The sequence below is a fragment of the Flavobacterium sp. TC780 genome (assembly GCF_056783245.1).
The window spans coordinates 20,059-33,952 of record NZ_JBXBAV010000010.1 but is presented as its reverse complement, the minus strand read 5'-3'; the positions used below and the strand labels follow the sequence as shown (position 1 = coordinate 33,952).

Annotated in this window: 16 protein-coding genes; 11 read left to right on the top strand and 5 right to left on the bottom strand. The window is 32.8% G+C overall.

The window, feature by feature from the left end:
* Window positions 1–46: 46 nt before the first annotated feature.
* The 4 genes from AC1RYN_RS01135 to AC1RYN_RS01120 all read left to right on the top strand — a co-directional run bounded on the left by AC1RYN_RS01135 (window position 47) and on the right by AC1RYN_RS01120 (window position 3,641).
* Window positions 47–199 (top strand): hypothetical protein, encoded by a 153-nt coding sequence (locus AC1RYN_RS01135; protein ID WP_481805491.1) that lies wholly within the window; start codon window positions 47–49, stop codon window positions 197–199.
* Complete coding sequence (locus AC1RYN_RS01130) at window positions 189–350, top strand: DndE family protein (protein ID WP_481805490.1); 162 nt, start codon at window positions 189–191, stop codon at window positions 348–350. Before AC1RYN_RS01135 ends, AC1RYN_RS01130 begins: the two co-directional genes overlap by 11 nt.
* A gap of 245 nt (window positions 351–595) precedes the next feature.
* Window positions 596–1,753, top strand: coding sequence for an ATP-binding protein (locus AC1RYN_RS01125; protein ID WP_481805489.1), 1,158 nt, complete (start codon window positions 596–598; stop codon window positions 1,751–1,753).
* A gap of 64 nt (window positions 1,754–1,817) precedes the next feature.
* Complete coding sequence (locus AC1RYN_RS01120) at window positions 1,818–3,641, top strand: ATP-binding protein (RefSeq protein ID WP_481805488.1); 1,824 nt, start codon at window positions 1,818–1,820, stop codon at window positions 3,639–3,641.
* A gap of 1,043 nt (window positions 3,642–4,684) precedes the next feature.
* Here AC1RYN_RS01120 and AC1RYN_RS01115 read toward each other — a convergent pair.
* The 4 genes from AC1RYN_RS01115 to AC1RYN_RS01100 all read right to left on the bottom strand — a co-directional run bounded on the left by AC1RYN_RS01115 (window position 4,685) and on the right by AC1RYN_RS01100 (window position 7,573).
* The gene (locus AC1RYN_RS01115) at window positions 4,685–5,911 is read right to left on the bottom strand and encodes a phage integrase SAM-like domain-containing protein (RefSeq protein WP_481805487.1); all 1,227 of its coding nucleotides are present in this window, start codon (window positions 5,909–5,911) and stop codon (window positions 4,685–4,687) included.
* A 336-nt stretch (window positions 5,912–6,247) separates the two neighbouring features.
* A complete protein-coding gene (locus AC1RYN_RS01110; protein ID WP_481805492.1) occupies window positions 6,248–6,925 on the bottom strand; it encodes an ISAon1 family transposase in 678 nt (225 codons plus the stop codon).
* A gap of 53 nt (window positions 6,926–6,978) precedes the next feature.
* Window positions 6,979–7,185, bottom strand: coding sequence for a hypothetical protein (locus AC1RYN_RS01105; protein ID WP_481805486.1), 207 nt, complete (start codon window positions 7,183–7,185; stop codon window positions 6,979–6,981).
* Between the two features lie 40 nt (window positions 7,186–7,225).
* On the bottom strand, window positions 7,226–7,573 hold the full coding sequence (locus AC1RYN_RS01100; RefSeq protein ID WP_481805485.1) for an ISAon1 family transposase N-terminal region protein: 348 nt from the start codon (window positions 7,571–7,573) through the stop codon (window positions 7,226–7,228).
* A gap of 302 nt (window positions 7,574–7,875) precedes the next feature.
* On the opposite strand from AC1RYN_RS01100, the gene AC1RYN_RS01095 reads away from it, so the two are divergent.
* Entirely contained in the window at window positions 7,876–8,175 is a 300-nt protein-coding gene (locus AC1RYN_RS01095; protein ID WP_481805484.1) for a hypothetical protein, read from the top strand.
* Between the two features lie 37 nt (window positions 8,176–8,212).
* On the opposite strand, the gene AC1RYN_RS01090 is transcribed toward AC1RYN_RS01095, so the two are convergent.
* Complete coding sequence (locus tag AC1RYN_RS01090) at window positions 8,213–8,800, bottom strand: riboflavin synthase (RefSeq protein ID WP_481805483.1); 588 nt, start codon at window positions 8,798–8,800, stop codon at window positions 8,213–8,215.
* A 58-nt stretch (window positions 8,801–8,858) separates the two neighbouring features.
* Here AC1RYN_RS01090 and pdxA point away from each other — a divergent pair, with 58 nt between their 5' ends.
* The 6 genes from pdxA to accC all read left to right on the top strand — a co-directional run bounded on the left by pdxA (window position 8,859) and on the right by accC (window position 13,874).
* On the top strand, window positions 8,859–9,908 hold the full coding sequence (gene pdxA, locus AC1RYN_RS01085) for a 4-hydroxythreonine-4-phosphate dehydrogenase PdxA (RefSeq protein ID WP_481805482.1): 1,050 nt from the start codon (window positions 8,859–8,861) through the stop codon (window positions 9,906–9,908).
* Between the two features lie 107 nt (window positions 9,909–10,015).
* On the top strand, window positions 10,016–10,558 hold the full coding sequence (locus AC1RYN_RS01080; protein WP_230728043.1) for a YceD family protein: 543 nt from the start codon (window positions 10,016–10,018) through the stop codon (window positions 10,556–10,558).
* Window positions 10,559–10,567: 9 nt separating this feature from the next.
* Window positions 10,568–10,762 carry a 50S ribosomal protein L32 gene (gene rpmF / locus AC1RYN_RS01075; RefSeq protein WP_007137315.1) on the top strand — a complete coding sequence of 65 codons (195 nt, stop codon included), beginning with the start codon at window positions 10,568–10,570 and terminating at the stop codon, window positions 10,760–10,762.
* A gap of 172 nt (window positions 10,763–10,934) precedes the next feature.
* Window positions 10,935–11,933 (top strand): beta-ketoacyl-ACP synthase III, encoded by a 999-nt coding sequence (locus AC1RYN_RS01070; protein ID WP_481805481.1) that lies wholly within the window; start codon window positions 10,935–10,937, stop codon window positions 11,931–11,933.
* A gap of 22 nt (window positions 11,934–11,955) precedes the next feature.
* The gene (gene accB / locus AC1RYN_RS01065) at window positions 11,956–12,438 is read left to right on the top strand and encodes an acetyl-CoA carboxylase biotin carboxyl carrier protein (RefSeq protein ID WP_481805480.1); all 483 of its coding nucleotides are present in this window, start codon (window positions 11,956–11,958) and stop codon (window positions 12,436–12,438) included.
* An 89-nt stretch (window positions 12,439–12,527) separates the two neighbouring features.
* Entirely contained in the window at window positions 12,528–13,874 is a 1,347-nt protein-coding gene (accC, locus tag AC1RYN_RS01060; RefSeq protein WP_481805479.1) for an acetyl-CoA carboxylase biotin carboxylase subunit, read from the top strand.
* Window positions 13,875–13,894 lie beyond the last annotated feature (20 nt).

Below are 13,894 nucleotides of genomic sequence, written 5' to 3'. Positions count from 1 at the left end.
TTTTACTAGCACTTGATTACAGTTTACGTATTGCTAAGGTTAATACATGCTCCTGTTGTTAGGGAGGCAGCACCTTAGTGAAATTACACCAAAAAGATTTAAAGATATTTCAGCTAATGTTTTTAAATCATATTTATTGGTTAATGATGGAGCAAATACAAATTTAATAAACGGATATTTCCAAAGTTATGAGAATTAAAATTAGCAAAGAAAATGACGAATTGTTATACAAGTTAAAAACTTTATACAATTTTAAAAATGAAGGTATTGTCCCTCGAATTGCATTCTCATACAGTTTGCTCTCTGGTAAAATATTTGATATTGAAAATGAAGTAGTCTTCAGATGGTAAAGAATTTCGTGATGATAAAGCTTTGTTCGGAACTATTATTGAGGAGATAGCAGTAATACGATAATTTTTAAATCAATATTGGATCAGCATTATAATAAAAACACTTTTGAAGACGAATTCTCAAAACTTTTTAAGCTTCATTTAAATCACGGTTTAAACATTTGGAATGACAAGATTGAAAAAGAAACATCTCAAAAGGAGATCACATAGATATCCTTTTATCAGCTATCAATAAGGGTTTGTTAATGAGAAGCTCAAATGTTTATATTACTAACCAAAATGAATCTCAAAATAATATTTTAAAAATTAATAGTTCAAATAAACCGATTGAACTTTGTTTTGGAACTGACTTGGATGGCAATTCTATTAAAATTAAAATTAATGATGAAACTGAGTACACCAGTAGACATTTTGGTATTGCTGGAACAACAGGTTCTGGGAAAACACAATTTGTATTTGATTTGATTTATCAAATTTCTAAACAAACTGATTATGAATTAAAATATACTTTTTTTGACTTTAAAGGAACTGATACAAAAGAAAAGCTTGATCCTTTTTTATCTTTAACAAAATCAACTTTTATTGATGTAAACCATCAAAATGGTTTTCCTTTCAGTCCTTTGAAAAATTATGATTTAAGTAACCAAAATTATATAGAATCATTTGCAAGTGATTTGAGAACTTTTTTTAAAAGTATTGGACAAGTTCAATCTGCAAGTTTAGTTAGAGAAATTAAGGATTATTATTATGAAAATAATCAAGGACCTACATTAGATGAATTATTAGAAACAATTTTAGAAAAAAATAAAGACAAATTTGACACAACTACAAGTGTAATACAACAATTGATAAATTCAGGAATATATAATGAATCGGATACCTATTCAATCTTTAATCAAAGTACATACATTTCAATGCCTTCTGAAGTTACAAAAGAAATTAAACAATTTGTAACATTTAATCTTTTAAAATATATGTATGATAGTATTAAAAAATCGGGTGATACTATAGTTACCAATAATATTAAAGAATTAAAACATATTATTGTTATTGATGAAGCTCAAAACTTTTTACAACATAAAAATGCTAGACCTGTTATTGAATCGATGTTAAGAGAATTAAGGTCAATGGGTATAATCATAATTTTAATCGCTCAAGAAACTCAAGATTTTATATATAGTGATTTTAATTTTATGTCTCAAATTCAATTCCCAGTTTGTGCAAATGTTAATGATAAATCTTCAAAAAGAATTATACCTTTTCTTGGTAGCGTGAATAGTGAAGTAAAATTAAATACTCAATTATCTAAATTAGATTCTGGTAAAGGCTTAATTAATATTGGAGAACCAAAACTTATTGAATTAAGACAATTTTGGAAAACCAAAAAAGAGGAAAACATATAATACAATGGTAAAAATTAAATATAAAATTGTAGAATTTGCAAAATCAATATAGTAATAATATCCTATGGAATCCATCAAAGACATTTTAGAGCATTTAAACATTACAGACGAATGCACCACAATTGAAGCCAAAAAAGGGTCGGCAATTGACACTTCTATAATGGAAACTATTTGTGCCTTTTCTAACGAACCTGGATTAGGTGGTGGATTAATTGTGCTTGGTGTTGTAAAAGACGAAACTTCATTATTTCAAAATTATTATGTTGAAGGGATTACAAACCCGGATAAGTTACAATTAGATATTGCTTCCCAAACGGCAACATTATTCAACCAACCCGTTAGACCGGATATAGAAATAGAAAAACTATCAAACGGTAAACTGATATTGAAAATGTTTGTCAAAGAATTGCCCGATGGTCAAAAACCATTATATTTCAAAAACAAAGGATTGCCACAAGGTGCATACAGAAGAATTGGTTCAAGCGATCAAAGATGTACCGAGGATGATTTATTTGTTTTCTACAACAAAGAAGACAGTTTAGACAGTACCATTGTAAACGATACCAGCATTGATGATATAAGTGAAGAAGCTATTTCATTATACAAAAGTTTACGTGCCAAAGTAAATGAATATGCTGAGGAGTTGGGCTACAATGATTTTGATTTATTAAGATCTTTGGGTTGTATTAAAAAAGATAAAGATGAGTGGAAATTAACCTATACAGGATTATTAGTTTTCGGTAAACGTCAAGCATTACGAAGATTGTTGCCATTGGTTCGGATAGATTACATACGAGTTCCCGGTAACGAATGGGTAGAAGATCCTGAAAATAGATTTACCACAATAGATATGCGTGGACCACTTATTGAGTTGGTTCAAAGAGCATTTAGCGCAATAGCTGACGATTTACCAAAAGGATTTCTGTTAGGTGATGACAAATTGCAAGCAGATACAATTGGTTTACCTTCGAAAGTGTTACGTGAAGCATTAGTAAATGCCTTTATTCACAGAACGTATAGGGAAAATCAACCCATTCAAATAATCCGATACGGAAACAGAATAGAAATCAAAAACCCGGGATTTTCTTTAAAACCAGAAGAGCAATTAGGAGAACCCGGATCTAAAAACAGAAACCCATTTATAGCATCAATATTTCACGAAACAAACCTTGCGGAAACAAAAGGCAGTGGGATTAGAACTATGAGAAACTTGATGGAGAAATCGTCATTGGCACCACCTACTTTTGAAAGCGACCATACAGCAAATTTATTTACCACAAGATTATTGCTGCATCATTTTCTTAACGAAAGTGATTTACAATGGTTAGATACTTTTAATAAATTCGATTTGAATACCGAACAAAAAAAGGGATTAATCTTTATTCGTGAAACTGGAGCATTAGACAATTCTACATACAGACAATTGAATGCTTGTGATGTTTTAAAAGCAAGTAACGAATTAAGAAACCTACGGGACAAAGAACTTATAGAACAAAAAGGTAAAGGAAGATCAACGTATTACATTGCTAGAGGTATTCTTGCCAACACAGAACCTAATTCGCTTAACACAGAACCTGATACTACTAATACAGAACCTCTATTGCTTAATACAGAACCTCATTCCTTATTACAGGAGTTATCTTCTGTATTAAGAGAGCAAATAAAGCAATTAAAGGTAAGAGAGAATGACCCTAATAAAATAAAAGATGTAATTTATGAACTTTGTAAATACCGAAGTTATTCTGCAAAACAATTAGCGGCTTTATTAAATAGAAAAGAAAATACGGTTTTTCGTAGTTATCTAACTCCATTACGTGAAGAAGGTAAATTGAAATATACATTTCCAGATATGCCAAACCACCCAGACCAAGCTTATAAATCAGTTTAAACCTAAATAGTTGTTTTGATGATAGAAGATGATCTTAAGGGTTTCAAAGAATTAGCAGAAAGTATAGAGAAAATTACCAAGAAGCTTTCATAATATACGAAGTACAGGTTGATAGAATTTACGATAATACGGTCAAAGACGAAAATGAAATTGAACGTGTAATAGAAATTTAGCGGTCTCTCTCCGGTCGTTCGCTTTGTTCCGTTCGGCTGTTCCAGTCAGTCGTCGGCAGAAAAAGCCTCCTCGCTCCATTCCACAGTCCACTCGTCAGCATAGGGTTGGCCAGCCCTGAAAAAGGGCAGGCCACCACTACGCTTCCTCACCCTCATCTTCACACGCTCTCTTCCTACGTTCGGCGGGGCTATTACATCCACAATACAGTCCCGCAGAAAAAGCAGGACAGTATTATGTCTGTCGCCCCTAGTTTTTTCGGCGGTTGCTCCTTCGCACAGCCATCGGGGTTTGCTCCGTTATCACTTTACATTTGAATAAGGAACGCCCCGCAGAAAAAGGGGGACTGATTTTTTAGTTACCCCGCCGTTTCACGCTCATACCCGCTCCGTTTCGCTCCGTGCCTTCGCTGTACTCCCGCATCTATGGTGGCAGTTCGATTGCCGCAACCCCGCCACTGCGCTCCTCATCCGCAAAAAAAGTTCCTTGTCCCGAAAAAGGGGCGTCACTTTTTTTGCTTCTTGCGGTGCTTGGGGGTGTTTGATTGCCATTTTTATAAGAACTTTTCCGAAAAAGTAAATCAAGAACATCGTGCTAAAAAAAATAAAAAAAGAAAGTAAAGCTAAGTTCCGGTTTCAAAAAGTAAAGTTCAAGCCCTGCGGGTTTTCGAAAAAATCTCCACCTGCATATTTTCATAACTACTCTTCAGAATACAATCACACTTTCTATTCTTGAAAACTATTGAGGTAGTATTTTTTCAAAAAAACTTGACTTATTTTGAAACCTCCACTAATGCGAGGACTTTCTTTTTTTTCTTTTTCTTTGTGAAAATTATAAAGGAAAAAACCGTGGATTATAAAGTTCCAATTATTTTAGATTAAGTTCTCAAAGGCAAAATCTAGCTCTGTTGTATTGAAATCTTCTAGATAAGTTTCGGTAGTTTTAATAGATTGATGTCCTAGTGCTTGTTTAATCATGACGGTATTGATGCCTTTTTTTAAAGATAAGGTTGCAAAAGTATGTCTGGCAGTATAAAAAGTTACTTTGTTTTTGATTCCACATTGAAGTGCAATAGTGTTGAGTAGTTTTCCATAATAATTTAAAACACTTTTTTTTCGATCTCTTAATTCTTCTTTTGTATAGAGTTTTTCATCTTTTTCTAAAATTGGGAAAATATAATCGGTATCAAATGGGCGATAAATTTTAAAATAGTTCAGGATGGTTCTCATATAGGTGTTGTCTGGGATCTTTACATTTAATTTTATTCCGGTTTTATTTCTAACGTACGTGAAGCTGCTTAAATCGATTTCTTCCCATTTTAACTCAGCCAAATCAGTGAAATTCATGCCTCGACAGTAAAAGCTAAATAAGTAAGCATATAAAGCTTTTACTCCTTCTTTGTTTTCAGATATATTATAGTCTAGTAATAGTTGTAAATCTTGCTTAGTTAAAGCTTTTTTTACTTTGCTAGATTTTAATTTAGAAATTACATAATCCTTAAAAGGATAAAACTCGTTAGAAACAATTTTCGATTTTATAGCAGAGTTATATATAGCTCTAATATTACGCATATAAACGCCAATTCCTCCATCATTGCAGCCATTAGCCCGTAAGGAGGATTCAAAAGCTATTAAGAAATCATAATTAATTTTAGTGAAATCGTAAGTTGTAATTGTGGGATTGAATCTTGTAAGAGCTGAAATAGTGTCACGATAGGAACTGCTTGAACTTATTTTTCCGGATTCTTTTAATTGGAGTTTTCTTTCTTCAAAATAAGCGATAAAACTTAGTTTTTTAAGCTCTTCAGGTCTAAATAAAGAGTCAAATGATTCTAGAGAAAAGTTATATTTTTCCTCAATCATTATATCTAATATTTTGGAAGCATTTTGTTTTATTGAGTTTAATATTCTGTTACATTGCAAATAATTTGGGAATTTAGATGTAAATTCGCCCAGTTTGTCATTCCAAAATTTTGGTAATGCATTATAAGGTGTTTTGTAGAATTTAGACTTTCTATCAATCGTTATTCTTAAATTGACAGGTAAAGTGCCGTCGTTAAGTATTGTCTTTTTTAGGATGATTTTCACACTAGCTTTCATTTTTAATATTTTTAAAAGTTCAACATACGTACAACAAATGAGTGCATATTGTGAAACTGGATGAAACAAAAATATTTTTTAAAAATGATAAACAGCTGTAAAACAATAGCTTTGAAGCTAAATGCAATTGAATGCAAAAGTTAATAGTCTATCTCATAATCAGGTGGTCCCTGGTTCGAGCCCAGGTGGGACCACATTTTAAGTTTAAAAGCCTTTACAGCAATGTAGAGGCTTTTTTTGTGGTTTTTTATTTGATTTAATTATTGTGTAATAAGATTTGAGGGGATCAGGGATCAGGTGCAAAAGGGATCAGGGATCAGGTGCAAAAGTTGGGGATTAGGCAAAAAGATTAGACAATCTGAATAAAAAGAAATCTACATTTCTCACTCCCCTAAATTGAGATCTAAATGCTTTTATTTTGGCATTAAAAGATTCTGCTGAAGCATTTGTACTTCTATTATCAAAATAGTTTAATATTGATTGATAATTGAAAGTTATAGTATTGAGCAAAATATTAAAGTTTTTAAAACCTGATTCCTCTACATTTTTATACCAATGTGCCAATTTGGTTATGGCAATATGTTTGTCATTATTGTTATTGTAAATTCCTCGAAGTTGTTGATTTAGATTGTAAGCTGTTTTTATATCGGGATATAGATCGAATAGCATTTGCGCTCTTTCTTTTTGGTTTTGCGTCCATTTTTCACGAGATTTATAAAGCAGATACCTGCTTCTGGCTAATAGCTGTTTTACAGAATCTCCGTTGGGCAAAAGCTGGGGGATGTATGTTTTGTTTTCTGATTTTGCCAGTATGATCAATTGATTTTCAAAATCCATTGCTTCCCATCGATGCTTGATTCTAATTTCTTGTAATGCTTCCAAGGCTAATTTTTGGACATGGAATCTGTCGGTGACTTGTATGGCTTTAGGAAAGCATCTCTTTGAGATTAATTTCATAGAATTAGCCATATCAAGTGTTATTTCCTTGACAAAGGATCTCTTCCTGTGATCGATTTTACAGATATGTTCTATAACTTGTTCAGCTTTGGTTCCGGCAACAATAGCTACTATAAAGAACCTTTTTTACCTTTGAATTTTTTGTTGGTTAAAATAGTATAAAGTTCATCCTGAGACAACGCTACTTCGTCAATGGATAAATGTGTACCCATATTTTCAGGGTAAACAATCCACTGGTGCGCATGTTCGCGTGGAGCCCAGTTAGTAAAGGAACTTAGGTGTTTTTTGTATTGCCTTTGAAGTTTTTTACCGTCCACTCCAAAGAAGCCTCCGATGGTATGGCAATCTGTAGGGCTATTATCGATTAATTTCTTTTAAAAAAGCCGCAAACTCTTGAGTCATGCGCGTTCCTTTGGCTACTAAAGTCCAGTCTCTTTTGATAATTTCTCCGGTGCTTTTATTAGTCCAACGACGTCTTTTGATATGTAAATACACAAACTTGCCTCTTAGAGGGAAATCCTGAATGGTAATCTCATCGAGAAAGCCTTTGGACACCAATTCAAATGAATTAAACTCTTGTGGCGGCTTTATTTTTTCTTGAAAATAGAGATGTAATACTTCTTCCGAGTGAGTGGTAGAAACTACTTCAAAATGTTCTACTAAAAAATCAGGAAGCATAAATTTTAAAAGATCTATAGGGAGCATATTAAATTCTTAGATTGCAAATTTCTAATTTTATTTTGACATTTCTCCCCAAGTTTTGTTCTTGATCCGATTTGAGTTTATATTTTGGTTTTTAATAACTTTAATGTAGGATTTTACAGGTATTGATGATTGTTTTTTTTAATGTTGATTGATGGTTTTGTGGGGTAATTTCATTGTTTTTTAGTTTGTTACGAATGTTGTTGCAGGCTTTTATTGAGTTTTTTTATTAGTAGTATTGTAGCTTTCTTTAAAAATGATACATTTGTTAACTGATTCTGTTTGGTATTTATAGATCATGGAGTTTGGTTTTAAAAATAAATTTCCATTTTATTGCATTTAATTTCAAAGGGTTAAAATTTTATATGAAAATTATTTCACAAAGGTTTTTAATAGTTGTATTGGTTTTGCTGGGGTCTATTGGTGCTTTTGCAGCACCTGCTCCGCCTGCTCCGCCTGTCCGTCAAGGTGTAGGTGTTCCACCGCCACCACCTGACCCGCCATTGCCTATTGATGAAAATCTTATGTTTTTATTTGTTGCGGCATTATTATTTGGAATATATAGTATATATAAATATAGATTAAAACAAAAAACTCCAGCGTAAACTGGAGTTTTTTGTTTTTAAGACTATTTTTTTTATTTTAGTTGTTTTTGTATAATCTGGAGACGTATTTGCCAATTACATCAAACTCTAGGTTTATTTTGGTTCCGATTTTGAAATTATTAAAATTAGTGTTTTCAAATGTATACGGAATTATTGATACGCTAAATTGATTTTTTTGAGAATTTACAACAGTTAAGCTAACTCCGTTTACGGTAATTGATCCTTTTTCGATTGTAATGTTGTTTAATTTTTCGTCATACTCGAAAGTGTAATTCCAGCTACCATTGGCTTCTTCGATAGCAACGCAGTTTCCTGTTTGGTCTACGTGGCCTTGAACAATATGTCCGTCAAGGCGATCACTTAATTTCATGCCTCTTTCAAGATTGATGATGTCTCCAGCTTTCCAGTCGCCGATATTTGTTTTTTGTATGGTTTCGGCTATGGCGGTAACGGTGTAGAGTGAATCCTGTGTATTTACTACAGTTAAGCAAATGCCATTGTGGGAGACACTTTGGTCTATTTTGAGTTCATTTGTAATGGAAGAATCTACAGTTATGTGGATATTATCTCTGTCTTTTCTTATTTCGACTACATTGCCAAGGGTTTCTATGATTCCTGTAAACATTTCTTATTTTATTTTACTAAATTTGCACATCAAAATTAGTAATAAATAACCTGTGGTCATGATAAAAAATGCAGAAAATATAATCGTCGGAATTTCAATTGGAGATTTAAACGGTATTGGAAGCGAAGTTGTTCTTAAAACATTCGAAGATTCTCGAATGCTAGAACTTTGTACCCCGGTTATTTTTGCAAATGTGAAAATACTCTCTTTTATAAAAAAGAATTTTACATCGTCTGTAATGTTGCATGGAATTGATAAATTGGAGCAGATTATACCAGGTAAAATTAATGTTTACAATCTTTGGAGAGAGGGGATTGATATTAATTTGGGAGCGAATAATGATAAAGTAGGAGAGTATGCGATAAAATCTTTTGTAGCTGCAACAAAGGCTTTAAAAGAAGGTGTCGTGGATGTTTTGGTAACGGCTCCTATTAATAAGTATAATATCCAATCGGAAACATTTAAATTTCCAGGGCATACTGATTATTTGGATCAGGAGTTGGAAGGGAATGCTTTAATGATGATGGTTCAGGATAATTTGAGGGTTGGTTTGCTAACAGATCATATTCCATTAAGTGAAGTGGCGTCGCATCTTACAGAAGAATTAATTGAACAAAAAATTCAAACGATTAAACAATCACTAATTCAGGATTTTAGTATTAATAAACCAAAAATTGCTGTTTTAGGATTGAATCCGCATTGTGGAGATGGCGGCGTAATAGGGAAAGAAGATGATGCAATTTTAAAACCAGTTTTAAAGAAGATATTTGATAAAGGAACATTGGTTTTTGGGCCTTTTCCTGCGGATGGGTTTTTTGGAAGTGGTCAATATGAAAAATATGATGCTATTGTGGCTACCTATCATGATCAAGGATTGATTCCTTTTAAGACGTTGTCTTTTGGTAAAGGGGTTAATTATACTGCGGGTTTAAACAAGGTGAGAACCTCGCCAGATCATGGTACAGCGTATGATATTGCAGGAAAAGATATTGCAGATTACAATTCATTTAAGGAGGCTGTTTATTTAGCAATAGACATATTTCGTTCTCGTAATCAATATGAGGAGATTAGCAAAAAACCTCTTAAAATAAAAGAAAAACAGTTATAAACAAAAAAAGGTGAATAAGATTATTAGTTTTACAATAATTTTATATCTTTGCACCCCGATTCAGAGTTCTGTGACTCAGAATATGAATTAGGAAAAATGATGTTGAAATGAGCAAGACAAAAGAATATTTAATTCCGTTTGTAGGATTAAAGTTAGGTAAACACCATTTTGAGTATCAAATAAGTAATGTGTTCTTTGAGAGCTTTGATTATGAGGAATTTCAAAATTCGGATATCAAAGTAAATGTAGTTTTAGAGAAGAAAAGCAACATGTTAGAGTTGGGTTTCAAGCACAAAGGCACTGTAAATGTACCATGTGACTTAACAAGCGAAGATTTTGATTTGCCTTTAAAAGGTAATATGAAGTTGATAGTTCGTTTTGGAGAGGCTTTTAATAATGACAATGAAGAACTGCTTATTCTGCCTTATGGCGAATTTGAAATAGATATTGCACAATATATCTATGAAATGATTGCGCTTTCGGTACCTCTAAAAAGGATTCATCCAGGAATTAAAGATGGAAGTTTAAAAACTGAAGCTTTAGATAAGCTGAATGAGTTAACTATAAAAGAACAAAAAGAAGAGAGTACAAAAGAAGAAGATATTGACCCTCGTTGGGACAAATTAAAGAAACTATTAACGGATAAATAATATAGTAAAATGGCACATCCTAAGAGAAAAATCTCGAAAACAAGAAGAGATAAGAGAAGAACACATTATAAAGCTACTGTAGCTCAAATCGCTACATGTCCTATCACTGGAGAAGCACATTTATACCACAGAGCTTACTGGCATGAAGGGAAAATGTACTACAGAGGGCAAGTTGTTATAGATAAATCTGTAGCTGTTGCTTAATACATTTTTGTAAATGATATTAGAACTCTCACTATGTGAGAGTTTTTTTTGTTGGTTATAATTTTCGTTATTTAAGAAAATTAGGACAATACGTTTAGAATTTTTTTTGTAATTTTCAAGTCTTTTAAAAATTTTTCAAATACCAGTATTTGGAAGGAAATAATTGAATATAATGAATACAATCACAGCCGCAATAACCGCTGTTGGAGCTTATGTTCCAGACTTTGTACTTTCAAACAAAGTCTTAGAAACCATGGTAGATACCAATGATGAATGGATTACTACCCGCACCGGAATAAAAGAAAGAAGAATTCTTAAAGATACTGATAAAGGAACCTCATTTCTTGCTATAAAAGCAGCACAAGATTTAATAGCCAAAGCTAATATTGATCCTTTGGAGATTGATATGATAATAATGGCAACAGCTACAGCAGATATGCCAGTAGCTTCTACAGGAGTTTATGTTGCAACAGAAATTGGAGCAACAAATGCTTTTGCATACGATTTACAAGCGGCTTGTTCTAGTTTCCTTTACGGAATGTCTACAGCAGCAGCATATATTCAGTCAGGCAGATACAAAAAAGTATTACTAATAGGAGCAGATAAAATGTCTTCGATAGTAGATTATACAGACAGATCGACTTGTATTATTTTTGGAGATGGAGCAGGAGCAGTGTTATTTGAACCTAATTACGAAGGTTTAGGATTGCAAGATGAATATTTGAGAAGTGACGGAGTTGGTCGTGACTTCTTGAAAATAGCAGCAGGAGGATCTTTAATTCCTACTACTTTAAAAACAGTTCAAGAAAACAGACACAATATTATTCAAGATGGGAAAACTGTTTTTAAATATGCTGTTACCAATATGGCTGATGCAAGTGAATTAATTCTTAAGAGAAATAATTTAACAAATCAAGATGTAAGTTGGCTGGTTCCGCATCAGGCAAACAAACGTATCATTGATGCTACTGCAAGCAGAATGAACTTAGAAGACTCAAAAGTATTAATGAATATTGAAAAATACGGTAATACAACATCGGCGACATTACCTTTGGTACTTAGCGATTTTGAGCATTTATTCAAAAAAGGAGATAACATTATTTTTGCCGCTTTTGGAGGTGGATTCACTTGGGGATCTATATACTTAAAATGGGCTTACGATAAAAAATAAATTTAAACTAAAAACGAATATTATGGATTTAAAAGAAATTCAAAACCTAATCAAATTTGTAGCAAATTCGGGAGTTGCTGAAGTAAAGTTGGAGATGGATGATGTTAAAATCACCATTAGAACAACTTTAGAAGGTAATGTAACTGAAACCACGTATGTTCAACAATTACCAGCTCAAGCAACATTGCCTCAAGCTGTAGTGCCTCAGCAAGCTGTTCCAGTAGTAACAACTACAGAGACTCCAGCTGCAGCAGAAAATTCTAATTTGATTACTATAAAATCACCAATTATTGGAACTTTTTATAGAAAACCTTCGCCAGACAAACCAGCTTTTGCTGAAGTAGGTTCAACAATTGCTAAAGGAGATGTTCTTTGTGTTATTGAAGCAATGAAATTATTTAATGAAATTGAATCTGAAGTTTCTGGTAAAATTGTTAAGATTTTAGTAGATGATATGTCTCCAGTTGAGTTTGATCAACCATTGTTTTTAGTAGATCCATCATAAAAAATTAGATTTTAGATTTTAGATTTTAGAAATTTTCTATAATCTAATAATCATACGATCTAATTATCTAATTATCTAATTTTAAAAAGATGTTTAAAAAAATATTAATTGCGAATAGAGGAGAAATTGCACTTCGTGTAATTCGTACATGTAAGGAAATGGGGATTAAGACTGTTGCAGTTTACTCAACAGCTGATGCTGAAAGCTTGCATGTTAAATTTGCAGATGAAGCAGTTTGTATAGGTCCTCCTCCGAGTAACTTATCGTATTTGAAAATGTCAAATATTATTGCCGCTGCTGAAATTACAAATGCAGATGCAATACATCCAGGATATGGATTTCTTTCTGAGAATTCAAAATTTTCTAAAATATGTCAGGAACACGGTATCAAATTTATTGGTGCGGCTCCTGAAATGATAGATAGAATGGGTGATAAAGCTTCTGCCAAAGCAACAATGAAAGAAGCAGGAGTTCCTTGTGTACCAGGTTCAGATGGATTATTAGAATCATTTGAACAAACACAAAAATTAGCTGAAGAATTCGGTTATCCAGTAATGCTTAAAGCTACTGCTGGTGGTGGTGGAAAAGGGATGAGAGCTGTTTGGAAAGCTGAAGAGCTTCAAAAAGCTTGGGATAGTGCACGTCAGGAATCATTAGCTGCTTTTGGTAATGACGGAATGTATCTTGAAAAATTAATTGAAGAACCTCGTCATATCGAAATTCAGATTGTAGGTGATTCTTATGGAAAAGCATGTCATCTTTCAGAGAGAGATTGTTCTGTACAACGTCGTCATCAAAAATTAACTGAAGAAACTCCTTCGCCATTCATGACTGATGAATTGCGTGCTAAAATGGGTGAAGCAGCTGTAAAAGCAGCTGAATTTATTAAGTATGAAGGAGCAGGAACAGTAGAATTTTTGGTTGATAAACACAGAAACTTCTATTTCATGGAAATGAATACACGTATTCAGGTAGAGCATCCTATTACAGAGCAAGTTATTGATTATGACTTGATTCGTGAGCAAATTATGGTTGCAGCTGGAATACCAATTTCTGGAAAAAATTATTTACCACAATTACACGCTATAGAATGTCGTATTAATGCTGAAGATCCATATAATGATTTTCGCCCTTCACCAGGAAAAATTACTACGCTTCATATGCCAGGAGGTCATGGTGTACGTTTAGATACGCATGTGTATTCTGGTTATAGTATTCCGCCAAATTATGATTCAATGATTGCTAAATTAATTACTACTGCACAATCTCGTGAAGAAGCAATTAGCAAGATGAGAAGAGCTTTGGATGAATTTGTAATCGAAGGAGTTAAAACAACAATTCCTTTTCACAGACAATTAATGGATGATCCACGTTATATTGCAGGAGATTATACGACTGCTTTTATGGACACATTTAAAATGAAAGAACTGGAATAGATTATTACATATAGTATTCA